Raw genomic sequence first — 24,811 nt, 5'->3', positions numbered from 1 at the left:
CCTCTCCATTGCCATCAAGGTCCGCCGGTCATGCCGTGGTGCCGCTGCCGGCGAAATGATCGCGGCACGCGTCGGCCAGCGCCGTGCGGTCCACTTTCCCGTGCGGGCTCAACGGGAGCCGCGGGATGTTGACGCACCGGGCCGGGACCATGTTCCGCGGCAGCGTTTCGAGGAGCCGGGCGCGCACGTCGTTCGCGGCGAGGGCGTCGCCCGCCGGGACGATGAACGCGACCAGCTCGGCCTCACCGGAGCCGGAGCCCGCCCCGGAGCCGGGGGGCGCGATCACCACGGCGGCCTCCCGGACCCCGGCCAGCCTGCCGAGCGCGCGCTCGATGTCGGCGGGGTCGATGCGCATGCCCCGCACCTTCACCTGCGCGTCCATCCTGCCGGTGACGACGAGGTCCCCGGCCTCGGTCACGAAGCCGCGGTCACCCGTGCGGTACAGCCTGCGCGGCGCGCCGCCGACCACGACCGTCGTGAACTTCCCGGATTCGGGACCCGCGCCGTTGAGGTAGCCCGCGCCGACACTGGTGCCGGAGATGCAGATCTCCCCGTACTCCCCCGCCCCGACACCGCGCATCCGCTCGTCGAGGAGGTGGATGTCGGTGTTGTAGGCCGGTCCGCCGACCGGCGTGATGTCGTGCTCGCCGGCGCGGTGGCCGGTGAAGTCGTACGACGTCGCGACGTCCGTGCACTCGGCGACGCCGTACTGGTGCAGCAGGGTGCACATGTTGCCCTCGCGCCGCGCCCAGTCCGCGATGCGCTCGGCCTTCAGCGGCTCCCCGCCGAACAGCACGTAGTCCAGCCTGGTGAGCGCCTCGCCTCCGCGCGCGGTCTCCCAGTCCACCAGCAGGTACAGCGTGCTCGATGCGCAGTGCACCGTGCGTATCTCGTGCTCGGTCAGCATGCGATAGGCCATCAGGGCGTCGAAGTTCCGGCTCGCCATCAGGTACTGGGTGGCGCCACAGAACAGTGGCGCCATCAGGCTGCGCTGGGAGAGGTCGAACCCGAACGCGCTGACGACCAGGTTGTGCGACCCGCGGTGCAGGCCGTACTCGAGCGCCAGCCAGTTCAGCAGGTTGAACCAGCCCTCGTGCCGCACCGCGGTCAGCTTCGGCGTACCGGTCGACCCGGACGTGAAGACCGCGTAGCACACGTCGTCTCCGGTGACGCAGACGTCGGGACGGGTCGCGGGGAGACCCGCCAGCTGACCGGACAGCTGATCGAGATCGACGACCTCGGCGACCGCCGATCCGACCATCCCGGCCGTCGCCGGGGAGGCCACGATCAGGGCGAGATCGGGGATCTGCCCCAGCAGCAGCCGGAGCCGCGCCGGCGGGTAGGCCGGGTCGAGCGGTACGTAGGCCGCGCCCGCCTTCAGCGTGCCGAGGACGGCGACGACCATGCCGATCGAGTAGTCGAGGCAGACGCCGACCTTCGCGCCCCGGCCGTGCCCGCGCGCGGCGAGGAAGTGCGCGAACCGGTTCGCCCTCGCGTCCAGCTCCGCGTACGTCACCCGCCGCCCGGCGCAGAAGACCGCGACGGCCTGGGGGGCGACCTCCGCGTGCGCCTCGAACCGCTTGTGGACGACGGGCGCCGGGGGCAGGGCGACCCGCTTTCCCTGGAGGATCATCAACCGACTCCGGTGTGACGGGGATCTGGGGCAGGGATCTGGGGCGGGATCTAGGCGGTACGCCAATCGGCGGCGTCGAGCACCTGCGTCGCCCACTTGTCGACGGGCAGGCCGTGCGCGGCCGCGACCTCCGCGTAGGAGTCCAGCTGGCGGGCGGACAGTTCGATGGTGAGCGTGGTGCCCTTCCGCCGGCGCTCGCCGGCTCCCGCCGGCTCGGCCGCCCGGGGCGCCTCGCGCTTCTCGTCGCCGCCCGGGGGGAGGCTCGCCTCGCGGCTCTGCTCGGCCAGGCTGGCGCGAACCGCCCTGCGGAGCTCGTTGCGCGACCACTTCTGCTGTTCGGCTTTGCGCAGCCAGTAATCCTGCTCAGGCGGCGACAGGCGGGTCACCTCGGCGTGGTGGGCGAAGCTGAGGGCGTCCCGCCTGCGGTGGTGCTCGAACCGCCGGGCCACCCACGCGTAGTTGCGCAAGGTCTGGTAGTCGAGCCCGGTGCGGTCGATCGCCTCCCGGTACCGCCGCAGCCCGTAGGCGGCCTCCCCGAAGATCAGCCAGTCGGCGAGCCACCACGCCGAGGAGTTCGTGAGCTCGCGCAGGCCGGACCCGATCTGCTCCCAGGACCGCTCCGACAGGTTCTGCGCGAAGACCATCCCCGACTTCCGCGCCGTCGCCTGTTTCCCCACGATGGACAGGACCACGTCGCGCTGCGCGGGATCACCGCCGGTGGTCACCGGCTCCGTCTTGTAACCGTTCGTAGCACTCACAGGATGCTCCCCAAACGTCATCTTCGGACCAGGGGTGTTCGCCTGGGCGGCGATCACGTCATTCCACTTCGGTCAGCCTGTTCATGTACTCCGCGACCTCCCGCTGCCCGCCGGCCCCCTCCTCGGCGAAGTGGCGGCAGACCCGGCCTCGCGTCTCGGTGCTCTGCTCCTGGCTGAGCTTGAAGATCGCCTCGGCCCGGGTGACCGTGAACCGGAACGCGCCCACCCCGGGCAGGATCCGGCGGAAGTGGCCGATCGACCCGGACATGTCCCAGCCGTATCCGAAATCGGCCTCCAGGACCCGCACCGTGGAGCGCACCACGGCCAGCGTCTCCTCGTCGGACTCGACCTTGTCGATCACCCCGCGCACCTGCGCGGCCGTGTAGTTCCAGGTCGGCGCCGTGGGGGTGAACCGGTAGAGCGCCGGCGAGACGTAGGCGTGCGGGCCCGCGAAGCTGAGCACCGCGGGCATCGCGGGCCGCAGCGCCTTCCACTGGGGGTTCCCCCGGTTCATGTGGCCGAGCAGCGTCGTCCCGGTCAGGTCCGCGCGCCCGCCGGCGGACTCCCCGGCGGGCGGCCGCGGGTCCGGGACGACCGGCAGATGCGTGCCGTACGGCCCTTCCGCGTCACCGCCGTTGGTCATGAGCAGCGCCAGCGGATTCCGCCGCATCAGCTCGACGATCCACTGCGCGTCGGGCTCCCGGTACATGCCAGGCACGAACATCGCGATCCACTCCTCCGCAGCATCCGGCCGGGGTTCAGTCCGCCGCCATGGCCTCCCGCAGGCTTCGCGGGCGCATGTCGGTCCAGTTCCGCTCGACGTACTCCAGGCATTCGGCCCTGGACGCCTCACCGAAGACCATCCGCCAGCCCGCGGGCACCTCGGTGAACACCGGCCAAAGGGAATGCTGGTCCTCGTCGTTGACCACGACGAGGAAACGGCCGTCCTCGTCGTCGAAGGGATTCGTGCTCATTCGCCACCGTCCTTGACCGTCACGACGTGACTCGGGATCGAAGGTCACGGGCAACTCGGGATTGCAATTCTCCGGGGCCGTGCCGGGCTCGCCATTTCGGCGCCGTCCCGTCGACGGGACACCCTGAATCCGCACTGGCCCTCGAATGCTGACGCCACCGTAAGTCTCGGCCGCCGACACCACAAGGGAGCCCGAATGGCCGGGCAAAAGGAACCGGGGCCAATGAGCGGCGCGCGGTGTCAATCGGTGACGATGCCGTCGCGGCGGGCCTCGCGGTAAAGGTCGACACGGGTCTGCACTTCGCGGCCCGCCCTGGAATACTTCTCCCGGGCCCGTTCCAGATACTGCTTCACCGTGTGCTCGCTGATGCCCATCTGGCGGGCGACTCCGGCGCGGGTGAGGCCGCCGAGCCAGAGCCGCATCGTCCGCAGTTCCTGGTCGGAGAATCTGGGTGTCCCGTCGAGGGTCCCGTTCGCGGCGAGCATGGCGCCCGCCTGCGACGGAGTGGTGTATCTGCCGCCGGCGGCCACCGTGAGGATCGCCTCGATGAGGTGGGTCCTGCCTTCGTTGGAGTCCTTGGTGATGTAGGCCCGGGCACCGGCCAGCTCGGCCTGGTGGATGACGTCCGGCTCGCCGTGCTGGGAGAACACGACGATCTTGCGGCCTTTACCGGCGAGCGCGGCGATGCGGTCGAAGACGAGCTCGCCGTCGACGCGGAGGTCGACGACCAGGACGTCGGCCGTCGCGGCCGCGCCGGTGTCCAGGTCGGCGAAGTCCAGGCCGGTGTGGACGATCTCGACCCGGTGCCGCGCGTCCTCGGCGACCCAGGTCTTGATCCCCGTCAGCACCACGTCCTGGTCGTCGATGACCGCGATGGTCACGGTCGGGCCCATCGCGCCTCCGCCCAGAGCAGCTCACCGTCATGATCGATGGTGAGGTCGACCCCGCCGCCGGCGTCTCCGGCGTCTCCCGCGGTGATGTCACCGGCGGCGGGGTCGTCGGTCAGGACCGAGACGCTGACCTGGTCGGTGGCCGTCGAGACGACGGTGATCCGCGCGTACGTCCGCGTCCTCGCCAGCACCGCGAGCGCCACCTCCGCGAGCCCCGAGACGGTCGCCTGGTCCATCGGCGGCGGCTCGCCGACCCGGGCCACGTCGACCACCGCCCCGCGGCGCAGCGCCTCGTCGACGCCGGGCTGGAGGAGCCGCAGCAGCGGATCCGGAATGTCCTCCTGCTCGGCCAGCAGCTGCCGGAGCATCTTCTCGGCGGTGGCACAGCGATGCCGCAACGACGGATCGGACGGATCGGCGCTGCCGTCGGCCAGCCCCCGCAGGATGGGCGCGACGAGCCGTCCCGCCTCGTGATAGCGGTCCTGCCGCGCCGCGGCGACCTCCGCGATGACCATCTCCCGGGTGGCCATCTCCCACCGGTCGGCGGCCGCCGCGGCGGCGACGCCGCCGCTCGCCCGGAACACGCGCGCGCCGCCGGCCATCGCGAGCTGGATGCTGGCCGAGGCGTACAGCAGGACCACGAACCCGGCGATGACGTGCCGGTTCAGGTCGCAGGTGGACACCAGCGCGACGAGGACGACGCCCGCGTTCACGACCAGGAACCCGACGAACTCCCGCAGGGGCCGGTGCATGAGCAGCAGCACGCCGATCAGCCCGGCCGTGGTCCACGCCCAGTTGATCCTCAGCAGCTCGCCCTGCGGGCAGTCGGCCGCCATCACGATCCCCGTGGTGAGGTCGGCCACGGCCAGCGGCACGGTCCAGCGGGAGCCGCCCCCGCTGCGAAGGAGCAGGACCGAGGCGACCACGAGGAGCAGGCACTGCGCCGCCCAGACCGCGACGGCCACGAGGGGCGACCGGTAGTGGTCGAGGTAGGTCAGCAGGGCCGTGCCCGCGGCGCCGACCTGCCACAGGGCCGCCGTGCACACCATGGCCGCGTCGAACGCCCGGTTGAAACGCACGGCGAACGACGTCCGCGGCGACGCTTCAACCACGGGGCCACCGCAGCGTGATCTCGGTCCCGGCGCCGGGCCGGGAGTCGACCGTGGCGCGGCCACCGACCGTGATCATGCGTTCGACGATCGAGTGCCTGATGCCGCGGCGGCTCACCTGCGCTCCGACGGGCTCGAATCCCCGCCCCCGGTCGGCGACGGTGACCGTGACCGCGCCGCCGTGCCGCTCGGCCCGCACGCACGCCCGGGAGACCCCGGCGTGGCGGTCGACGTTGCGCAGCGCCTCGCCGGCCGCACCCGTGATCGCCGCCGCGACCGGCGCGGGAACCTCCATTCGGGCCGCGTCACCGTCATGGACGATGGTGAGATCGACGGTGACCGGGACGGACAGCTCCTCGGTGAGCCCGCGCAGCTGTTCCGCGAGGTCGACCGGTGTCCCGTCGCCGTCGAGCCATCCTCCGGAGAACCGTTCCATCACTTGCATCGCCCTGCGCGCGTCCCTGCGCAGGCCGGGCGAGTCCGCCGGGACGGCGCCCGAGGCGACCATGCTGAGCATCGACAGCACGGTGTCGTGCACCTGGAAACGGTGGATCCGCTCGTCGGCCCGGCGGGCCGCCTCCACCATCGACCGCCGCCGTTCGCGGTCGCGGTCCGCGACGATCACGTCGGCCCGCCGGCCGCCGCGGCGCAGCAGCCACATGATCACACTCACCGCCGTGGCCTGGACGACCAGGCTGCGCACCTGGCTGGTCTCGGCCGGAACACCGATCATGTAGGCGGCGATGACGCCCGCCGCCAGCAGCGACCCGGTCAGCCGGCCGGTCGACAGCAGCGCCACGTAGACCGCCGACCCCGCGAGCACGATGGCCCACGTGGTCTCGTCGACGACCGACGCGACGGGGACGAGCCGTGGCTGGGCGAGCAGTACCAGCGCCACCACGGCCGAGTCACCGGCCACGAGGAAAGACCCCGGTCCATAACGGACCGCCGTCATGGTGAAGAACGCGGACCACAGAACGAGTCCGCCGAGCAAGGCCAGTTGCCAGAGCCGGGACACTCCGCCGCCGCCGTCGACCGCCGCCGCGACGACCGCCGCCACCACGGCGCCGCAGCGGAGCGCGACCACGAAACCGCGGATCGCGTAGGCCAGCGCGTATTCCGAGGGCCCGGGCCCCGGGTCGGATCGGACCGTCACACCGCGCCACATGCTCGGTACAGCCATCGCCCCATGTCCCGAAAGGTAAGATCGCCTCCGACATGTGGAGCAGTATCACCCGATCGGCGTCCCGCCCGAAAGACGATTACGGCCATGGCGGTGAGCGAGCGAACTTCCCAGCGTCACAAGGTCATCACACTGGCGCGTTTGCGCGGCCCAACGACGGTGGCCCGGCCGCGGATTCGGCCACGGCATGAGGCGGCCGAAAGTGGCCTGCCAATTCCGGAACTGACGCCGGCCGGTGCCGCCGGCGAGTGCCGAGGGCCGGGAGCTATTCGGCGATCTTCGTCCGGGTGGCCCAGGTGAAGACGGGCACCTCGGCACCGCCGCCCGGCTGCGCACGCACGTAGTGGTCGTATCCGCCGCCTCGCTCGACCTTCAGTTCGCCCTCGTCCACGGCCGACACGGGCACGTTGACACGGGTGGGCCCGCCGGCCGGGCCGCCCACGAGCTCGACGTCGACGAATCCCGTGCCGCGGCCCGGGTCACCAGAAATGTTCACGGCGAATTCCCTTCTCGTGCGCCCGAATTCCCGGAGATCGAGATCATGTTCCGAGCCCCTCCATTCGGACCGGCACTCGAAGTCTAAGAAAGGAAGAATGGCCGGACCACCCCCGGCGGACGTCCTTTTCGATATTCCGAGGCGGCGCGTCCCGTCGGCAGGACATTCCCGTCATCCCGCCACCGCCCGGCAGATCGTGATGTCGCCGCGGCCCGTCCGGGCGTGCACCTCCACGGTCTCGGTGCGGTCGCCAGGCTGGCCGGCATCGTCGAGGGCGGTGCGCACCGTGCCCGCCCGGGACTTGACGTCGAGCCACGCCGCGGTGCCGCCGTGGACGCCGACCTCGACGTCACCCGTCCCGGTCCGGAGCTCGACCCGGCCGCGGGTCACCTCCTTGACACGGATACTGCCCCTGGCGGCCGTCGAGGTGACCGAGCCGTGGGCGCGGCCGATGTCGACGTTCCCGTTGGCCACCTTCAGCCGCAGGTCGCCGGTGATCTCCTCGATCCAGGTGTGACCGTTGGAGTTCCTGAGCTCCAGGTCGCCGTCCACGCGTCCGATCCGCAGCTCGCCGGAACCCGTGGCCACGTCGACGTCGGCCGTCGCACGCCCCAGCGCGACGTCGCCGTGCCGGGTGCGCAGGCGGACCGGGCCCGCGTCCTCGACCCGGAGCCTCCCGGCGCCGGTCCTGAACTCGCACTCCCACAGCCGCCCCGCGCAGACGAGATCGCCCCTGCGCGCGGTGCCCCTCAGCCGTGAGCCCTTAGGCAGCACCACCTCCACGATGACCCCGCCGGACCTGCCGAACAGGGTCCGTGCCCAGGAGGTCCGCACCAGGAGCTCGCGGGCCTCGTAGTCCACCCGGACCCGCTCCGCGGCCCGCACGTCGGCTCTGGTGCCGGAGTTCGGAGCGATCTCGACGACGGTGTCGGCCCGGTTCTCCGCCGTGATCCGGACGACCCCGGCCCCGATGCGGATCGAGGCCAGGATCGGTTCCGGCGTGTCGAAGGTGGGCATGGTGTCCCTTCACGGAGTCCGGTGGCCGGCGTCGGTGACAGCCGCCCTCATGCCTTCTCGCCGGACCATTCCTCCAGTGCCCGCGCGGCCGCGCTGTCCAGCGTGGTCAGCACCCATTGCTGGAGGTCGATTCCCGACTGCTCCGCCGCCAGGTGCCAGCGCCGCATGTGGCTGCCGGGCACCGCGAGCCGTTGCGTGGCCTCGGGCCGCGCGACCTCGCGGGCCTCGGTCGCGCGCGAGAGCCGGATGCTCTCTCGCAGCTGCTTGGTGGTCCACCTCGCCTTCTCGGCGTGGTCGAGCCACTTGTCCTGCTCCTCGACCGGCAGCGACGCGACCTCGGCGTGATGCTGGAAGCTCAGCGCCGCGTGCCGGCGGCACAACTCGAACCGCCCCGCGACCCAGGCGTAGTTGCGCAACGTCTGGTATTGCAGCCCGGCCGCGAGGATTCCCCGCTCGTACCGGTCGCGGTAGTGCTCCTTGCCGTATACGAGCCAGTCGCCGAGCCACCATGCCGACGAGTTCACGATCCCGGAGAGCTGGCGGCCGGCCCGCTCCCAGTCCTCGAACGTCAATTCGGCCGGTATCTGCAGCCCTACCGCCGTCGTGAGCACATTGCCGCGGCGCCCCTCGTCGGAGACGACTCCACGTTGCACCCGTTGCGGCTTCTTTCTGTAGAGAACGGACTTCATCTGTTCGGTGTCACTGACCTGGTTCGCCATTATCTCTCCATTCGAGTATCCAGCCGTGCATGGCCGACAGACACGGTGACCGAGGAAGATTCCAGCGGAGCCGCGTCCCGCTCCATCAAGGGGCGTGACGCGGTCAATGATCGAGAGACGGCCGGTCCGTAGCGGGAGACGAGCCGGCACACGCGGCGGCCGTCAGGCCGCCTCATCCCCGTATGGCCCGCTCCCCGTCAGCGACGGTTCGGCGCGCAAGCGCCCTACGGCGAGCATGAGAAATTCCCCGGGCGGCAATTGCCGCTCCTCGGGGAAGCGAACTTGTCACACAGTGTCATCAGATCCTCTGTGGGGGAACGTTCCGGCAGAGGATGCTGGGGAGCCGATGACCACAGACACTTGGCACACCTTTCACTGGGATTCATCTCAGTTGTGCAGATTCTGGCGTGAAATTCGGCCAGCGTCACGTCCGCCGTCCGGGGGTCAATCCGTCTCTGGCGAGACGATTAATGCCGGCGAGCGGGAGGCGGACGAAGTCGGACAGCAACCGGATTGGGAGGTTTCGTCGCGATCGGTCCTGGAAACAAGATCCTGCGAGTGGGTGTCTAAGACGACGACATCTCCTGGTTGCCCCTGCGCACATCCGGAGGTCGTGTCGTGTCTTCCCCCCTGAACATCGCCCTGGTTTCCGCCGCCACCGTCGAGAACCAGCAGGTCGAAGCCGTACACGTAGCCGAACTCGCCCGCGCGCTCGGCCAAGGCGAACGGCAGGTCACCCTCTACACCCGACGCCACGAGGCGGCCGCGCCCGGCCGCACCAAGCTGAGCGCCACCGCGAGGCTGATCCACCTGGACGCCGGACCGGCCCGCCCGCTCACCGACGACGAACTGATCCCGCACGTCACGGACCTGGCCGCGGCCCTGCACCACCACTGGTCCACCCCGCACGGCAAGCCCGACCTCGTGCACGCCCACGGCTGGATCGCCGGCCTGGCCGCCACCGCCGCCGCCCGCGGCCTCGACATCCCGATCGTGCAGAGCTACCACAGCCGCACGACCGGCAGGCCGGTGCACCCCTCCCGGCTCCGCCTGGAGAAGGCGATCGGCCGCAACGCCGCCGCGGTCCTGGCCGGCTGCACCGACGAAGCCGAACGACTCGTCAAGATCGGCGTCCCGCGCCGCTCCATCACCATCACCCCCTACGGCGTGGACACCGAGCACTTCAGCCAGCTCGGCCCCGCGCTGCCCCGCAGCGACCGCGACCGCCTCGTCGTCCTGACCGACGACCTGGACGACGGCGGCGCCGCCACCGCCATCCGCTCCCTGATCCACATCCCCGACGCCGAATTGGCCATCACCGGCGGCCCCGCCCGCGAAGAACTGGAGGGCGACACCCAGGTCCGCGAACTCCAGGTCCTCACCAAGGAACTCGGCGTCGACGACCGCGTCATCTTCCTCGGCGCCATGCCCCGCAAGACCCTCCCCCGCCTCCTGCGCACCGCCGAGCTGGCACTCTGCCTCTCCCCCACCGGCACCTCGCCCCTGGCCCCGCTGGAGGCCATGGCCTGCGGCGTCCCCGTCATCGCCACACCCGTCGCAGGCGCCGCCGACTGCGTCCTGGACGGCATCACCGGCCTGCACGTCCCCCCGGACCGCCCCACCGCCATCGGCCGCGCCGTCCGCCTCCTGCTCACCGAACAGACCACCCTGACGGGCTACTCCATCGCCGCCGCCGACCGCGCCCACAGCCGCTACTCCTGGAACCGCATCGCCGACGAGACCGCCCGCACCTACGACCGGGTCCTCGAACGCCTCCGCCCCACCGAACAACTCGCCGCCTGACCTCGACGCGAGCAGCCCGGACACCGTGCCGTCAGAGTCGTGTGGCCGTGCGGATCAGCTGGGCGAGGGTGCGGGAGCGGCTGTGCGGAGGCCAGGCGATGTGGGTGACGACGGGGGGTGCGTCGATGAGGGGGACGGCGGTGTGTTCGGCCCAGAGCCAGGCGCGGGAGGAGTCGGGGAAGATGGCCGCGGTGCGTCCGAGGGCGATCAGCTGGGCCAGTTGGGTCTGGTCGCGGACCTCGGGGCCGGGGCCGGGAGGGTAGACGCCGTCGCGGGGCCAGCGGGCGAGCGGAAGATCAGGGACGTCGGTGACGTCGGCCAGGGTCAAGGTCGTGTGCGTGGCGAGAGGGTGCCCGGCGGGCAGGACGGCGATCCGTCCCTCGGTCAGCAGTTCCTCGCTGTCGAACCCGGCGAGGGAGTTGAACGGCGTATGCATGAGTGCCACGTCGGCGCGGCCGTCGCGCAGCATCTCTTCCTGCTCGCACGTGCCGCTCGGGAGCACTTCGATCTCGGCGGCACCGGGCTCGCCGCGCTACCGGATGAGGCGGCGCGCGATGGCGTCCGCGCGCTCCGCGGGAATGGCGAAGCCGATGCCGATCGAGCCCGACCCGCCGCCGTCCGCCCCCTGGCCCAGCGTCGCGATGGCCGTGTTGACCCCGATGACCCGGCCGCGGGTGTCGACCAGCGGACCGCCGGAGTTCCCGGGGTTGATCGACGCGTCGGTCTGCACGGCCGCCTGCCGGTTGCCGTTGCCGAGAGACACCTGGCGCTGGGCCGCGCTGACGATGCCGGACGTGACGGTACCGGCCAGCCCGAGGGGCGAGCCCACCGCGAGCACCTGGTCTCCGACGCGCAGGCTCGAAGAACGGCCCATGACCAGCGGTGGAGGGCTCGTGGACGCCCCGACCGACAGCACCGCGATGTCGTTGGCCGCGTCGGCGCCCACGAGACGCGCGCTGACGTTCCTGCGGTCCGGCAGCATGACGACGAACGTCCGCCCGCCCTCCACGACGTGGGCGTTGGTCAGGATGTTGCCCTGGCCGTCGATCGCGAAGCCCGAACCGGTCGAGCGGCCCGCCGCCCCGCGCACGTCGATCGAGACCACGCTCCGCTGGACCCTCGCCGCCGCGCTCCGCAGGTCCCCGGGCCGCGTCGCCGTGTCGGCGGCCGCCTCCGTCTGGAGCCCGGCTCCCGGCTGCCCGGCTCCCACCAGACCGGTGGCGATGGCACCGCCGGCGCCCGCCACGGCACCGCTCAAGGCGGAGATCAGGGCGGCCGCGACCAGGATCCCGCGAGATCCCCTGTCGCGGCGCCGGCCCGTCTCGTCCGTGTACGCGAACGGCGGGACCTGCGGGGCACCCTCCCACGGCGCTTCGAACGTGCGCGTCGCCGTCCGAGCGCGATCACCCCACGGGTCGTCGTAGTAACGGTAGGCGGGGTCGATGCTCACGTCGGCTCCTCAGCTCGTCGGCGAGAGTTCTCCTCACCGGGAACTACGTGCGGCAGCGACCTCAAGGGTCAACCAACGATGGGTCAGTTGCGGACGAAGGGCTTTTCCAGGCCGTTGGCGGAGTGGGCCAGGGGTTCGCCTCGGAGATAGCGGCCCACTTCTTCGGCGATGATGCGGGCCGCGTTGACGGCGGTCTGCTTGCTCGCGCCCGCCAGGTGCGGGGTGAGCGTGATGTTGGGGCTGGTCAGGAGGCGTGAGCCTGGCGGGATCGGCTCCTCGGGGAAGACGTCGAAGGCGGCGCCGAAGAGGTGGCCGCTGTCGAGGGCGTCGCAGACGGCGTCGTAGTCGAGGAGGGCACCGCGGGCGCAGTTGACGATGATCGCGCCTGGGGGCATCGCCGCGATCTGAGCGGCGCCGATCATGCCGGTCGTCTCGGGGGTGACGCGGGCGTGGAGGGTCACGATCTGTGCGCGGGTCAGGAGTTCTTCGAGGGAGACCGACTCGGCCAGGTCGCCCAGGTCCGTATAGGGGTCGTAGACCAGGACGTGGGCGCCCAGGGCGGCCAGCATGCGCGCCACGCGGCGGCCGACGGCTCCGCAGCCGACCAGGCCCACCGTGCTGCCGTCCAGCTCGGGGCCGACCGCCTCGTAGCGGTAGTAGTCGCTGCGCCACTGGCCCGTGTGGAGGTCGGTGTGGGTCTGGGGGATACGACGCGCCGCCGCCATGATCATGCCGAGGGTGTGCTCGGCGGTGGCGCCCGCGTTGCGGCCGGGAGCGTTGCAGACGGCGACGCCGTGTTCGGCGGCGGCCTCCAGGTTGGCGTTGACCGGGCCGCCCCGGCTGATCCCGAAGAGGCGCAGGTCCGGTGACGCCTCCAGGATGCGGCGGGTGAGCGGGGCCATCTGGGTCACGCAGATCTCCGCGTCCCCGAGGGCCTCGATCAGCTGGTCCTCGGTGCCGGACGCCTCGTCCACCTCGGCGACCCGGCCGAACGGCTCCACCGGCCAGGGCAGGGTCAGCTCGGTGAACGCCAGGTCGGCTGCGGGGATCTCGGCACGGATCGCGTCGATGAACAGCCGGTTGAACACGAAGTGGTCACCGGCGGCCAGGACACGGACGGTCATTGCGGCTCCAGGGCTTCGATCGGGGTGTTGAACGCGAGGAGGGCGATCTCGCCGTCCTCGACGCGCACTTCGGTCAGGGCACAGTTGTGCACGGACGGGAACAGCCGCCGGTAGTCCGGCAGGGGCAGCCCCAGGAGGGTGCAGAGGGCCAGGCGGATCGCGGTGGTGTGGGCGATCACGAGGACCCGGTCGTCGGGATACCGCCCGACGATGTCGTGCAGGCAGGCGGTGAAACGTTCGGCCGCGGCGGCGGGGTCCTCCCCGCCGGGGAGATGGCCGTTCACCGGATCGGCGTGGAACGCCTGGAGCGCCTCCGGGAAACGCTGGCGCATCTCCGTCCGCGTGAGGCCCTCGGCGTGCCCGAAGTTCAGCTCGCGGAGCCGCTGGTCGATCTGGAGCGGCAGCCCGGCGGCCTCGGCGCAGGGGGCGGCGGTGAGCCGCGCCCGCGTCAGGTCCGACGACCAGATGGCGGCGAGCTCCGCCGTCCTGGCCCAGTCGGCGAGCTGCCGTGCCTGGTCGAGACCGCGCGGGGTGAGTGGGACGTCGGTGACCCCCGCGTAGCGGTTCTCCGCGTGCCACGTCGTCTCTCCGTGACGTACCAGAACCAGTCGGGTCATCGTGGCGTCCTTTCCCGTGCGTGGGCGGCGGCGGCGGGGGGCAGCCAGCCGCGCCGTTCGAGCTCGGCGACGAGGCGGAGGTAGCCGTCGTCGAAACGGGCGGTGTGGGTCGGGCGGGGGTCGATGGTCTCCCGGACGCGGACCATGGACGCGGCGGTCTCGGCGACCCGCCGGCCGGTCGACGCGGCGGCGGCCAGCACGGCCGCGCCGAGAGCCGGTTCGGCCTGTTCGGGCAGCAGCACCGGCCGCCCGAGGATGTCGGCCCGCAGCCGGCACCAGTACGTGCTCCTCGTCGTTCCCCCGGTCAGCGTCAGGTCACCCCCGATCGGCGCGCCCAGCATGTCCAGGTAGTCGAAGCAGAGCCGCTCGACGTAGCCGATGCCCTGCAGCACCGAGGCGAACCGGTCGCCCTCGTCCCCATCCTCGTCGAGGACGAAGCCGCGCGCCTCGGGCGCGACGAAGGGGAACCGCTCGCCGGACGAGACCAGCGGATAGGTGAGCGTCCCCGCCGGTTCGCGCCGGCGCGCCTGCCGGGTGAGCTCGTCGAGGTCGCGGTCCGGGAAGTCGCGGCTGATGATGCCCGCCCCGGTGCTGGACGCGCCGCCGGGGAGCCAGCCGCCGTCGGGCGCCTTGTGCGAGTAGACGACGCCGAGCGGGTCCTGGATCAGGTCCGTGGTGACGCCCTTGAGGACCAGCGTGGTGCCGAGTACGGAGTTCCAGGAGCCGACGGTGAGCCGTCCCGTGCCGAGCTGGGCGGCGCAGCCGTCGGTGCAGCCCGCGACGATGGGGATGCCGGCGGGCAGGCCGGTCGCCTCGGCGGCGTCGGCGCAGACCGAGCCGAGCACGGTGCCGGAACGTTCCAAGGGCGGGAGCAGCCCCGCGGGCACGCCCAGCTCCTCGAACACCCGCTCCGGCCAGGTCTCCGCGATCAGGTCGGCGCCCGTCTTGAGGGCGTTGCTCAGGTCGGTCGCTACGGCGTGCCCGGCGAGCCGCCGGTTGACGAAATCGACCTGATGCGCGAGACGCGCCTTCTTGGCGACGCCGGGCATCTCGTCCAGCAGCCACAGCACCTTGGGCAGCGCCCAGGCCGGCTGCATGCGCTGGTAGCCGAGCCGCCGCCAGACCTCTCCCCCGGCCTCGTCCGCGCGCCGCACCTGGTCCGCGGCGCGGGTGTCGTCGTACATCAGGCCCGGGGTCAGCGGCCGGCCGTCGGGATCGGTGAGGAGGACGGTCCCGGACGTGCCGTCCACGGCGACCGCGCGCACGGCCTCCGCGGAAACGCCGCGCAGGGCCGCCCGGCACGCCTCCCCCACGGCCCGCCACCACTCCTCGGGGTCCTGCTCGTGGCGGGGACCGTCCCGCCTGCTGGTGAGCCTGCGGCTGCCCGTCCCGGCGACCGCGCCGGTGGCGGTCACGGCCAGGGCGCGGACGCTCTGGGTGCCGAGGTCCACCCCCACCCACACGTCGTCGGCCCGGTGTTTCGGCCGGGTCACGGATTCCCCCCGTCGGATCGGTTCCGGCTCGAGGCGTCACGTGTCGCCGCGAGGATCGGCCAGGTCGCCGCGGCGGCCACCCGGATGTCGAGAAAGGCCTGGTAGAGCCGGTTGTACGTGGCGGCACGGGCCGGGTCGGGCTCGTAGGCGTCGCCGATGCGGACATGAGCGTCGGCCGCCTCCCGCGCGGTCGCCGCCTCGCCGGTCGCGAGCAGCCCGATGATGTACGCGCCCCGCGCTCCCGGCTCGGCGTCGCCCGTCCGCACGACCGGGACGCCCGTGACGTCGGCCATCAGCTGGAGCCACAGGGGGCTGGCGGAGCCGCCGCCGCTCACCCGCAGTTCGGTGGGCCTGGTGCCGGCGGCGGTCAGGCAGTCGCGCACCACCAGGCTGAGCCCTTCGAGGACGGCGCGTGCCAGATCCTCCCGCTCGTGGTCGACGGTGAGGCCGTGGAACGCGCCGCGCGCCTGGGCATCGAGGAACGGCGCGCGTTCACCGGCGGGCGACAGGTACGGCAGGAAGACCAGGCCGTTCGCGCCGACGGGAGCACGTGCGGCCAGCTCCGACAGGCCGGCGGGGTCGCCTTCCAGCCCGAGCATGCGGCACGCCCAGTCGACCACCTGGCCGCCCGCGAGGGTCGGGAACGCCCGCAGATAGCGGCCCGGCAGGCCCATCGCCACCGTGAGGCCGGACGGCTCGCCGTCGAGCCGCGGCGCGTCGACGACCATCTCGGTGCACAGCGTGGTCCCGAGGATGACGCACGACTGGCCGACGTCCACCGCGCCCACGCCGATGGCGGTCGTGGCGATGTCGTACGGCGCCAGCACGATCGGCGTGCCCTCGGGCAGGCCCAGCGCCGCCGCCGCCGTCGCCGTCAGCCCGGCGACCCGGTCGTCGTCCGCGAGCAGCCGCGGGAGCAGCGGGCGCGCCCACTCCATGTCGTACAGCCGGAACAGCTCGGCCGAGTAGTCGCGCTCCCGGATGTCCATGAACGGGACGGAGGCGTCCGATCCGTCCACGGCCACCACACCGGTGAGGCGGGAGAAGATCCAGCCACCGCAGGTCAGCGACGCCGCCGACCGGCGGAGCCGCTCCGGGTCGTGTTCGCGCAGCCAGGTGAGGATTCCGGCGGGCAGGCCCGCGAACGCCAGCGAGCCGTTCACGCGGAACGCCTCGGTCAGCACGCCCGACTCGACCCACCGTTCGACGATCTCGCCCGCCCGGCCGTCGTTCCACAGGATCGCCGGGCCGGTCGGCTCGCCGCCGGCGTCGACCAGCCAGCTCCCGTCGCCCTGCGCGGTCAGCGCCACGTAGCTCACGTCGGCGCCCGTCACCTCCAGGACCTCGCGGACGCCGCGGACGACGGCCTGCCACACCGAGGGCATGCTCTGCTCGGCCCAGCCCGGCTCCGCCCCCCGGACCTGCGTGCCCTGCCGGACGACGGCGAGCTCGGCGCCCGCGTCGTCGTAGCCGACCACCTTGATCATGGTGGTGCCGGCGTCGACGCAGATGACGGCCATCACGCACGTCCGCTGGAGGCGCGGGAGCGGCGGGCGACCGAGTCCAGCGCCACCGCGAGCAGCAGCACCGCTCCGGTGACCATGAACCGGTACGAGGAGTCGAGGTTGAGCAGCGTGAGACCGCTGGAGATCGACTGGATGACGACGATGCCGAGCAGCGCCGCGAACGCGCTCCCCCGGCCGCCGAACAGGCTCGTGCCGCCGATGACCGCCGCCGCGATCGCGTTGAGGTTGACGTCGCCGCCGCCGCTGCTCTGGTTGGCCGCCGCCAGGCGGGCCGCCGCGAGCACGCCGCCGATCGCGGCGAGCGTGGTGCACAGCATGAAGGCCGACGCGTAGATCGCCTTGACGTTGATGCCCGCGCGCCGGGCCGCCTCGACGTTGCCGCCCACCGCGTACAGCGACTTGCCGTACTTCGTCCGCGAGAGGACGTAGTGGGTCGCCAGCACGAGGCCGAGGAAGAGCACGAACATCCAGCCGACGCCGCGGTCCCGGTTGAGGTACCAGACCGCCGCGCCGAGGCCGGCGAGCAGGACGGCGCTGCGCAGCAGCAGGGCCTGCGTCGAGGTCGCCGGGAGGCCGGCGCCGCGGCGGGCGGAGGCGCGGGAGTAGCCGCCGGCGAAGAGCGCGACGGCGCCCGCCGCGACCAGGGTGTACGCGAGCCACGGCGGCACGAACTGCAGCTGGGCGAACGTGACGAGGCCCGAGTCGAACGGGAGGTTGATCGAGCCCTTGGCCCCCAGCATCCACAGCTGCACGCCGAGGAACCCGAGCAGCCCCGCCAGCGTGATGACGAAGCTCGGCACGCCCAGCCGGTTGAACACCTGCGCGTACAGCCAGCCGACCAGGCAGGCCAGCAGGACCGCGCCCGCCACCGCCAGCCACGGCGACAGGCCCTGGTCGACGAAGAGCACCGCGGTGACCGCCGCGCTCAGGCCGCTGATCGAGCCCACGGACAGGTCGATCTGGCCGACCAGCAGCATGAACATCACGCCGAGCGCGATGATGCCGACCGGCACGCACTCGATCGCGAGGTTCACCAGGTTGGTGCTGGACAGGAAGATCGGGTTGAGGATCTGCATCACCGTCCAGATCACCACCAGCCCGGCCACCACCGGCGCGACGCCGAGGTCGCCGCCGCGGAAGCGGGCGGCGAGCACCGCGAGGGTGCCGGTGACCCCGCGCGGCCGGTCGGGGTCGAACTCGGCCGCGGCCGGCGCGACCGCCTCCACCGTGTCGAGATCACTCATCGTCCGTCCCCTCCTTCGTACCTATGGCTCCAGCGCCCGCCGCCGCCGGCCCGCGGCGGCGTGCCGAGCGCCGGGTGACGGCGTTGTCGGCGGCACCGGTGATCGCGGTGACCAGTTCCTCCGCGGTCGCGGTCTCGGCGTCGAACACGCCGTTGTTGCGGCCGAGCCGGAGCACCACGACCCGGTCGGCGACGGCGGTCACGTCGGCCATGTTGTGGCTGATCATGATGACGCCGTGACCGCGTTCGCGAAGGCGGTCGATCAGGTTGAGCACCTCGGCCGTCTGCGCCACGCCGAGCGCGGCCGTCGGCTCGTCCAGGATGATGACCTTCGGGTCGCCGAGCAACGACCGGGCGATCGCCACGGTCTGCCGCTGGCCGCCCGACAGCGCGGCGATCGGCGCCCGCACCGACGGGATCTTGGCCGACAGCTGCTGGAGCAGCTCCCGCGACCGGACCTCCATCCGCACGTCGTCGAGGCGGTGCCCGCGCAGCTCGCGGCCGAGGAACAGGTTCTCGATGACGTTGAGGTTCTCGCAGAGCGCCAGGTCCTGGAAGACGGTGGCGATGCCGAGCGCCTGGGCGGCCGCCGGGCTGGGGATGCTCACCGTCTCGGAGCCGAAGGAGATGGTCCCCGAGTCCGGGGCGTGGACGCCCGAGAGCACCTTGACCAGGGTGGACTTCCCGGCGCCGTTGTCGCCCACGAGGGCGACGACCTCGCCGGCCGCCACGTCCAGGTCCACGTCGGTCAGCGCGGCGACCGCGCCGAAGGACTTGCTGATCCCGCGGAGCGACAGCAGCGGCGCCGCCGTGGTGGTCGCGGCGCTCACTTGAGACCGAGCTTTTCGCAGGCGGCCTTGTAGTTCGCGGTGCAGACCTCCGAGGCCTTGAGGGCGCCGTTCGGGCCGAGCAGGACCGCGGCGATGTTGTCCTTGGTGACGACGGTCGGCGTGAAGAGTTGCGACGGCGTGTTGAAGAGCGTGGTGTTGCCCTTCGGCGTCTTGCCCTCGACGAACTGGTACGCGGCGTCGGCGGCCGCCTCGGCCACGATCTTGATCGGCTTGGAGATCGTGTTGTACTGGTCGCCGTTGATGATCCGCTGCGCGGCGGCGAGCTCGGCGTCGTTGCCGGTGATCGGCGGCACCTTGACGTTCGCGGCCTTGAAGGCGGCGATGGCGCCGCCGCCGGTGCCGTCGTTGGCGGCGACCACGCCCGCGATCTGGCCGGGGAACTTGCTGATCTGGCCGCTCACCCACTCCTGGGCCTTGCTCGGCTCCCAGCCCGGCGTGTCGTACTCGGCGAGCAGCTTGAAGCCGCTGCTGTCGACCGAGCTGTGGATGCCCTTCTTGATGAGCCCGGCGGCCGCGTCGGTCGGCGAGCCGTTGACCTGCAGGACACCGCCCTGCGCCTTGGTCTTCTTGAGCTGGTCGACCAGCGACTGGGCGATCATCGCGCCGATCTTCTCGTTGTCGAACGAGATGTAGTAGTCGGCCTTGGCCGCCGGGATCGGCCGGTCGTAGGCGATGATCGGCACCTTGCGCGACTGCGCCATCCGCACGGTGGAGGCCGCCGCGGCGGAGTCGACCGGGTCGATGACGATGGCCTTGACGCCCTGCGCGAGCACCGAGTTGGCCTGCTGCTGCTGCTTGGCGGCGTCGGCGCCCGCGTTCTGGTAGAGCACCTCGCAGTCGCCGCAGAGCTGCTTGATCTTGGCCTTGAACAGGGGCGCGTCGTACAGCTCGTACCGGGTGGAGGCGATGTCCGGCATCAGGAAGGCGATCTTGGCGCCCTTGGCTCCGCCGGAGCCGCCGGAGCCACCGGACGAGCACGCCGCCACGGGGGCGAGCACGGCCAGGGCGGCGGCGGTCGCGGCGAACGCTTTGAAGGAAGGCATCTTCACTGGTTCTCCTCGGGGTCCCGCCCGGTCGGAAGGGGCGGCGTCTGAGTTGCGGTGATGAACACAACACGATCGACGGGAGAAGTGTCAACGTGCAACGAGAACTTAACACTCACAGCCGTGATAAAGCGTGATCACAAGTTGATGGACCGGGTCGACCTGGGCAAGGAGCGGGCCCAGCCTTGGGCGATAGCTGTGTTATCTTCACATTTAGTTCACATCAGCGCGATCGAGCCGAGCGAGGGGGTGCGGCCCGGTGACCGACGACGGGACCGCCGCGGGAACGTCCGGGGGCAACGACGGAGTGGGCGCGCGGGACCGCCGCGAGGGGATCCGGCAGCGGGTCGCGGACGAGGGGTTCGTCCAGAACAAGGACCTCGCCGACGCCTACGGCGTCAGCCTCATGACCATCCACCGCGATCTCGACGAGCTGCAGAGCCGCGGCTGGCTCCGCAAGGTCCGGGGCGGCGCCACCGCCGAGCCGTCCGCCGTGCACCACGGCGACGTGCGCCACCGGCTCCAGGCGATGTCGGACGAGAAGCGGCAGCTCGCCGGGGCCGCCGAGAGCCTCGTCCAGGCCGGGGCCTCGGTCATGATCGACGAGAGCACCACCGGGCTGGCGCTCGCGGGGCTGCTGCCGGCCCGCGGCCCGCTCACGGTGATCACCAACTTCCTCACCGCGGTCAACCTGCTGGCGGGCGAGCCCGGCGTCGACCTGGTCGCCCTGGGCGGCGCCTACTATCCCGCCTACGACGCCTTCCTCGGCCTGCGCGCGAGCGAGGCCATCCGGTCACTGCACGCGGACATCCTGTTCATGTCCACGACCGCGATCACCAACGGGCACTGCTACCACCAGTCGCAGGAGACCGTCGCGGTCAAGCGCGCGCTGATGGAGTCGGCCGACCGCCGCGTCCTGCTCGTCGACCACAGCAAGTTCGCCAAGAACGGGCTCTACCAGCTCGCGCCCCTCACCGCGTTCGACCTGGTCATCGTCGACGCCAAGACGCCCAGGGAGACGGTCGGGGCACTGCGGGCCCGCGGCGTGCCGCTCCATGTCGCGGGGGCCGACGGCACTCCCGTCCTCCCGCCCGCCCCACAATGAACAGTGTGATCCCTTCTCTCCTCCCGCAGGACACCACCACCGACGAACGGGTCCGGCGGGCCCGGGTCGCGGTGCTGCCCGTCGGCAGCTTCGAGCAGCACGGCCCGTTCCTCCCGCTGGCGACCGACACCGTGATCGCCTGCACGATCGCCGCGGAGATCGCCGCCGCGCATCCCGTGCTGCGCCTCCCGCCCGTGACGATCTCGTGCTCGCACGAGCACGCCGACTGGCCGGGGACCGTGAGCATCTCGGCGCGGACGCTGTACTCGGTGGTCGACGACATCGCCGGGTCGCTGCGCCGGTCAGGCGTGACTCGGCTCGTTCTGGTCAACGGCCATGGCGGCAACTACGTGCTCGGGAACATCGTCCAGGAGGCGCGCGGCCAGATGGCCCTCTTCCCGGGCCTCCAGGATTGGGAGCAGGCGCGGAGCGCCGCCGGGATCGAGACCTCGCTCGACGACGACATGCATGCGGGCGAGATCGAGACGTCCATCCTCCTGCACGCTCATCCGGAGCTCCTCCGGCCCGGATACGAATCCGCCGACCATCCGGCGGACGACCGGAAGCACCTGCTCACGCTCGGCATGGCCCCCTACACCGGGTCGGGTGTGATCGGACGGCCGTCGCGGGCCACCGCCGGCAAGGGCCGGGACCTTCTCGCGAGCCTGGCCGGGTCCTTCGGCGACTACCTCGGCGTCCTCGACCCCGGCGCGCCCGACCTCAGCGACCCGGGCGCGGCGACGGCCGAGGAGTAGGACCGCGGCGCCCGGCAGGCTCGCGACGAGCGCGAGCATGCCGTAGACGACGGCGACGGTGAGGCCCTGGGCGCCGCCGAGCCCGGCCGCGCCGAAGGCCATGGTGGAGGCGGCCTCGCGCGGCCCCCAGCCGCCGACGTTGACCGGCAGCACCATCACCAGCAGGGCCACCAGCGCCAGCGGCACGAGGTCGGCGATCGGCGCGGTCACGCCGGCGAGCCGTCCCGCCACGACGAAGAGGCCGACGTGGCCGGCCAGCGCGGCCCCCGAGAGGAGCAGCACGCCCGGCCAGGTCCACCGCGAGGTCACGGCCAGCACGGCGAAGGCCACGACCGCGCACAGCAGCCCGGCGGCGACGGCCCGGCCCGGGACGAACCCGCCCGCCGCCGCGATGGCGGCGAGGGCGACGACGACGAGCACGATCTGGCCTGCGGCCCGTTCCATGACGACCGCCCGGACGCCGCGGCGGACGTCGCCCTCGTCCTTGCCGTGGCTCACCGCGCGGTGGACGTCGCCGAGCACGCCCGCCGGGAGCACCGCGTTCAGGAAGAGCGCCCGGTAGTAGCTCGCGACGGCCGTGCCCATCGGCAGGCGCAGCCCGAGGCCCCGCGCCACCAGGCTCCATCGCCCGGCGCTGAGCACGGTGGTCAGCCCGCCGATGGCGACCGCGGCCACCAGCGACCGGGCGTCGATCACGCGGAACGCGGCGACGAAGGCGTCCGTGCTCTGCCACCACACGAGGGCGGTCAGGATGACCACTCCGCACAGGGTCCGCTTCATGAGGGCTCCACTAGCAGGTCGGTGTGATGGACCACGACGCGCAGCGCGCCCTGCGCGCAGGCGTCGAGGCGGCGCCAGAGGTAGTGCCGGGCCTGCGGCTCCAGGTCGGGGCGCTGCTCGCAGGCCGCCCCGACCCAGCCGCGGAGCCACTCGGTGGCCAGCGCGGCCTGGTCGGGCCGCCCGAGCCGCCACGGGCTGGGCTGGGCGCGCACCTTGGCGCCACGGAGCTCGAACGCCTCGGTGGCGGCGTCGGCGGCGGCCGGGCCGAGCAGGCCGGACCGCCGCTGGTGGTCGTTGAACGCGGCCTCGATCACGGCGTCGAGGGGGTCGGCGGGGGACAGTTCGACCCGGCCGACGACCGACAGCGTGAGCAGGGCCGGGCATCCGGCGCCCACGATCGCGTCGGCCAGCGCGGCCAGCTGGTCGGCCGTCAGGACGTCGAGCAGCGCCGAGGCCGTGATCAGCGTCGCCCCGGCCAGGTCGGCGGCGCGAAGGTCGGCGAGATCGCCCTCGCGCGTCTCGGCGGTGACCGGGCCTCCGCCGGCGGCCTCGGCCGGCAGGCTCTCGCCCGCCCGCCGGAGCAGCTCGGGATCGCGGTCGTGCAGGACCCAGTGCTGCGGGCCCGTCAGCCGCCCGGCGAGCCAGCGCCCCATCGAGCCGGTGCCGCAGCCGAGATCGTGGATGACCCGCGGCCCGTCCGCCGGCAGCGCGTCGAGCAGCCCGGCGGCGCGGGCGGCGGCGTCGGCGCCCTCGCGCAGCGCCAGCCACCCGGGGCTGAAGCGGGGGGTGAGCCGGTCGAGCACGGCGGTCACGCGCCGCGCGGTCTCCTCCCAGCCCGCGAGGGTCCGGCGCCGTTCGGTCGCGGCGTTCCGCAGCCGGCGCCGCAGGGGCTCGTCCCGCAGCCAGCGCCGCAGCGCGTCGGCGAGCGCCGGCACGTCGTCCGGCGGTACGAGCAGGCCCGGCGCCCCGGCGTCGCCGGCGCGGCCGAGCGCCTCCGGCACGCCGCCGACCGCCGTCGCCAGGACGGGGACGCCCCGGGCCAGCGCCTCGGTCACCACCATGCCGTAGGTCTCGGCGCGGGACGGCAGCACCAGCAGGTCGGCCTCGGCGTACGCGGCGTCCAGCGGCTCTCCGGTACGGGGGCCCACCAGCTCGATCCGTTCGGTGAGCCCGTGGTGCTCGATCGACCAGCGCAGTTCCTCGACGTAGCCGGGGGCCCGGTTCGCGGGGCCGGCCCACACGCAGCTCCACGGCAGGTCGGTGACGGTCGCGAGGGCCTCCACGAGCAGGTCGTGCCCTTTGCGCGGGGTGAGCGAGCCGACGCAGAGCAGCCGCGTCCCGCCGTCCGTGCCCGCGGCCGGCGCGGCGGGGTCGACGCCCGGCGGCACGACGTGCACCCGTTCGGCCGCCAGCCCGTGGTGGTCGACCAGATGCCGCGCGGCCCAGAAGCTGGTGGTCATGACGGCGTCGACCGCGTGCAGGGTCTCGCGCTCCAGGACGTCGAGCCCGGCGGCCGTCTCGGCCGCGAGCCCGGTCTCCTCGGCGAGCGGCAGGTGCACCAGGACCACGAGCCGGAGGCGCCGCGCCTGCGGGACCACGACGTCCGGGACACCGCACGCGACGAGACCGTCGAGGAGCACGATGGAGCCGTCGGGCAGGGCGGCCAGCGCGCGTGCCAGCTCGGCTCTCGCCGTCTCGTCCGGCCGGGGCCACGCCCCCGCGATCAGGATCTCGTCCGCCGTCGCCAGGTGCTCGCACAGACGGCGGTCGTAGACGTTCCCGCCGCTGGGCGCGGACGTGTCGTCCACATCGCCCGGCAGGACGACGTAAGGGAGGTTCATAGGGCGCGCTCGTAACTGGCCCAGGCGACGTGCGACTCGTGCAGCGTGACGGTGACGCCCTCCAGGCCGCGCGCTCCTTCACCGAGGAGTCCCTTGTCCACCCGCTCGGCGAGCCCGTCGGCGATGACCTTGGCCAGGAACTCGGTGGAGGTGTTGACGCCGGCGAAGGCGGGCTCGTCGTCGAGGTTGCGGTAGTTGAGCTCGCCGAGCAGCGCGCCCAGCTCCCGGGTGGCGAGCCCGATGTCGACGACGATGTTGTCCTCGTCGAGCTCGGTCCGCCGGAACGTCGCGTCCACGACGAAGGTCGCGCCGTGCAGCCGCTGCGCGGGCCCGAAGACCTCGCCGCGGAAGCTGTGGGCGATCATGACGTGGTCGCGGACGGTGATGCTGAACAACGGGCG

Annotated in this window: 24 protein-coding genes and 1 pseudogene; 3 read left to right on the top strand and 22 right to left on the bottom strand. The window is 72.4% G+C overall.

The window, feature by feature from the left end; translation table 11 throughout:
* Positions 1–28: 28 nt before the first annotated feature.
* The 10 genes from ACGFNU_RS36395 to ACGFNU_RS36350 all read right to left on the bottom strand — a co-directional run bounded on the left by ACGFNU_RS36395 (position 29) and on the right by ACGFNU_RS36350 (position 8,779).
* Positions 29–1,633, bottom strand: a complete 1,605-nt coding sequence (locus tag ACGFNU_RS36395; RefSeq protein WP_392601115.1) for an amino acid adenylation domain-containing protein — start codon at positions 1,631–1,633, stop codon at positions 29–31.
* A gap of 50 nt (positions 1,634–1,683) precedes the next feature.
* Entirely contained in the window at positions 1,684–2,391 is a 708-nt protein-coding gene (locus tag ACGFNU_RS36390; RefSeq protein WP_392601114.1) for an LmbU family transcriptional regulator, read from the bottom strand.
* Positions 2,392–2,449: 58 nt separating this feature from the next.
* Positions 2,450–3,115, bottom strand: a complete 666-nt coding sequence (locus ACGFNU_RS36385; protein WP_392601113.1) for an FMN-binding negative transcriptional regulator — start codon at positions 3,113–3,115, stop codon at positions 2,450–2,452.
* A gap of 34 nt (positions 3,116–3,149) precedes the next feature.
* The gene (locus ACGFNU_RS36380; RefSeq protein WP_392601112.1) at positions 3,150–3,365 is read right to left on the bottom strand and encodes an MbtH family protein; all 216 of its coding nucleotides are present in this window, start codon (positions 3,363–3,365) and stop codon (positions 3,150–3,152) included.
* A gap of 239 nt (positions 3,366–3,604) precedes the next feature.
* A complete protein-coding gene (locus ACGFNU_RS36375) occupies positions 3,605–4,258 on the bottom strand; it encodes a DNA-binding response regulator (protein ID WP_392601111.1) in 654 nt (217 codons plus the stop codon).
* A complete protein-coding gene (locus ACGFNU_RS36370; protein ID WP_392601110.1) occupies positions 4,243–5,367 on the bottom strand; it encodes a hypothetical protein in 1,125 nt (374 codons plus the stop codon). The genes ACGFNU_RS36375 and ACGFNU_RS36370 overlap by 16 nt, the downstream gene beginning before the upstream one ends.
* On the bottom strand, positions 5,360–6,520 hold the full coding sequence (locus ACGFNU_RS36365) for a sensor histidine kinase (protein WP_392601109.1): 1,161 nt from the start codon (positions 6,518–6,520) through the stop codon (positions 5,360–5,362). The genes ACGFNU_RS36370 and ACGFNU_RS36365 overlap by 8 nt, the downstream gene beginning before the upstream one ends.
* Positions 6,521–6,812: 292 nt before the next feature.
* A complete protein-coding gene (locus tag ACGFNU_RS36360; RefSeq protein WP_392601108.1) occupies positions 6,813–7,043 on the bottom strand; it encodes a DUF5988 family protein in 231 nt (76 codons plus the stop codon).
* 171 nt (positions 7,044–7,214) lie between these two features.
* Positions 7,215–8,060 carry a DUF4097 domain-containing protein gene (locus tag ACGFNU_RS36355; RefSeq protein ID WP_392601107.1) on the bottom strand — a complete coding sequence of 282 codons (846 nt, stop codon included), beginning with the start codon at positions 8,058–8,060 and terminating at the stop codon, positions 7,215–7,217.
* 47 nt (positions 8,061–8,107) lie between these two features.
* Positions 8,108–8,779, bottom strand: coding sequence for an LmbU family transcriptional regulator (locus ACGFNU_RS36350; RefSeq protein ID WP_392601106.1), 672 nt, complete (start codon positions 8,777–8,779; stop codon positions 8,108–8,110).
* A 618-nt stretch (positions 8,780–9,397) separates the two neighbouring features.
* On the opposite strand from ACGFNU_RS36350, the gene ACGFNU_RS36345 reads away from it, so the two are divergent.
* Positions 9,398–10,582, top strand: a complete 1,185-nt coding sequence (locus ACGFNU_RS36345) for a glycosyltransferase (RefSeq protein ID WP_392601105.1) — start codon at positions 9,398–9,400, stop codon at positions 10,580–10,582.
* A gap of 31 nt (positions 10,583–10,613) precedes the next feature.
* On the opposite strand, the gene ACGFNU_RS36340 is transcribed toward ACGFNU_RS36345, so the two are convergent.
* From ACGFNU_RS36340 to ACGFNU_RS36300, 9 genes are all read right to left on the bottom strand, one after another.
* A complete protein-coding gene (locus ACGFNU_RS36340) occupies positions 10,614–11,084 on the bottom strand; it encodes a LysR substrate-binding domain-containing protein (protein ID WP_392601104.1) in 471 nt (156 codons plus the stop codon).
* 30 nt (positions 11,085–11,114) lie between these two features.
* On the bottom strand, positions 11,115–12,032 hold the full coding sequence (locus ACGFNU_RS36335; RefSeq protein ID WP_392601103.1) for a S1C family serine protease: 918 nt from the start codon (positions 12,030–12,032) through the stop codon (positions 11,115–11,117).
* Positions 12,033–12,115: 83 nt separating this feature from the next.
* Positions 12,116–13,156: a 2-hydroxyacid dehydrogenase gene (locus tag ACGFNU_RS36330; protein ID WP_392601102.1), complete on the bottom strand. Its 1,041-nt coding sequence runs from the start codon at positions 13,154–13,156 to the stop codon at positions 12,116–12,118.
* Positions 13,153–13,773, bottom strand: coding sequence for a histidine phosphatase family protein (locus ACGFNU_RS36325; RefSeq protein ID WP_392601101.1), 621 nt, complete (start codon positions 13,771–13,773; stop codon positions 13,153–13,155). The genes ACGFNU_RS36330 and ACGFNU_RS36325 overlap by 4 nt, the downstream gene beginning before the upstream one ends.
* On the bottom strand, positions 13,770–15,266 hold the full coding sequence (locus ACGFNU_RS36320; RefSeq protein ID WP_392601100.1) for an FGGY-family carbohydrate kinase: 1,497 nt from the start codon (positions 15,264–15,266) through the stop codon (positions 13,770–13,772). Before ACGFNU_RS36320 ends, ACGFNU_RS36325 begins: the two co-directional genes overlap by 4 nt.
* Positions 15,263–16,786: an FGGY family carbohydrate kinase gene (locus ACGFNU_RS36315; protein ID WP_392601099.1), complete on the bottom strand. Its 1,524-nt coding sequence runs from the start codon at positions 16,784–16,786 to the stop codon at positions 15,263–15,265. The genes ACGFNU_RS36320 and ACGFNU_RS36315 overlap by 4 nt, the downstream gene beginning before the upstream one ends.
* Positions 16,786–18,036, bottom strand: coding sequence for a sugar ABC transporter permease (locus ACGFNU_RS36310; protein ID WP_392601098.1), 1,251 nt, complete (start codon positions 18,034–18,036; stop codon positions 16,786–16,788). The genes ACGFNU_RS36315 and ACGFNU_RS36310 overlap by 1 nt, the downstream gene beginning before the upstream one ends.
* On the bottom strand, positions 18,029–18,865 hold the full coding sequence (locus ACGFNU_RS36305) for an ATP-binding cassette domain-containing protein (protein WP_392601097.1): 837 nt from the start codon (positions 18,863–18,865) through the stop codon (positions 18,029–18,031). The genes ACGFNU_RS36310 and ACGFNU_RS36305 overlap by 8 nt, the downstream gene beginning before the upstream one ends.
* Positions 18,862–19,929, bottom strand: a complete 1,068-nt coding sequence (locus tag ACGFNU_RS36300; protein WP_392601096.1) for a substrate-binding domain-containing protein — start codon at positions 19,927–19,929, stop codon at positions 18,862–18,864. The genes ACGFNU_RS36305 and ACGFNU_RS36300 overlap by 4 nt, the downstream gene beginning before the upstream one ends.
* Before the next feature lie 259 nt (positions 19,930–20,188).
* On the opposite strand from ACGFNU_RS36300, the gene ACGFNU_RS36295 reads away from it, so the two are divergent.
* Positions 20,189–21,034: a DeoR/GlpR family DNA-binding transcription regulator gene (locus ACGFNU_RS36295; protein WP_392601095.1), complete on the top strand. Its 846-nt coding sequence runs from the start codon at positions 20,189–20,191 to the stop codon at positions 21,032–21,034.
* Positions 21,031–21,789 carry a creatininase family protein gene (locus ACGFNU_RS36290; protein ID WP_392601094.1) on the top strand — a complete coding sequence of 253 codons (759 nt, stop codon included), beginning with the start codon at positions 21,031–21,033 and terminating at the stop codon, positions 21,787–21,789. Before ACGFNU_RS36295 ends, ACGFNU_RS36290 begins: the two co-directional genes overlap by 4 nt.
* A gap of 366 nt (positions 21,790–22,155) precedes the next feature.
* Here ACGFNU_RS36290 and ACGFNU_RS36285 read toward each other — a convergent pair.
* The 3 genes and pseudogenes from ACGFNU_RS36285 to ACGFNU_RS36275 form a co-directional block, all read right to left on the bottom strand.
* Positions 22,156–22,569: pseudogene (locus ACGFNU_RS36285) on the bottom strand (lysylphosphatidylglycerol synthase domain-containing protein); the annotation flags it as partial.
* A complete protein-coding gene (locus ACGFNU_RS36280; RefSeq protein WP_392601093.1) occupies positions 22,566–24,410 on the bottom strand; it encodes a glycosyltransferase in 1,845 nt (614 codons plus the stop codon). The pseudogene ACGFNU_RS36285 and the gene ACGFNU_RS36280, both read right to left, overlap by 4 nt.
* Positions 24,407–24,805 carry a 6-pyruvoyl tetrahydropterin synthase family protein gene (locus tag ACGFNU_RS36275; protein WP_392601092.1) on the bottom strand — a complete coding sequence of 133 codons (399 nt, stop codon included), beginning with the start codon at positions 24,803–24,805 and terminating at the stop codon, positions 24,407–24,409. Before ACGFNU_RS36275 ends, ACGFNU_RS36280 begins: the two co-directional genes overlap by 4 nt.
* Between the last annotated feature and the right edge of the window lie 6 nt (positions 24,806–24,811).

Source organism: Spirillospora sp. NPDC048911 (genome assembly GCF_043198015.1).
GTDB lineage: Bacteria > Actinomycetota > Actinomycetes > Streptosporangiales > Streptosporangiaceae > Spirillospora.
This window is presented reverse-complemented; position numbering and strand designations above follow the sequence as displayed.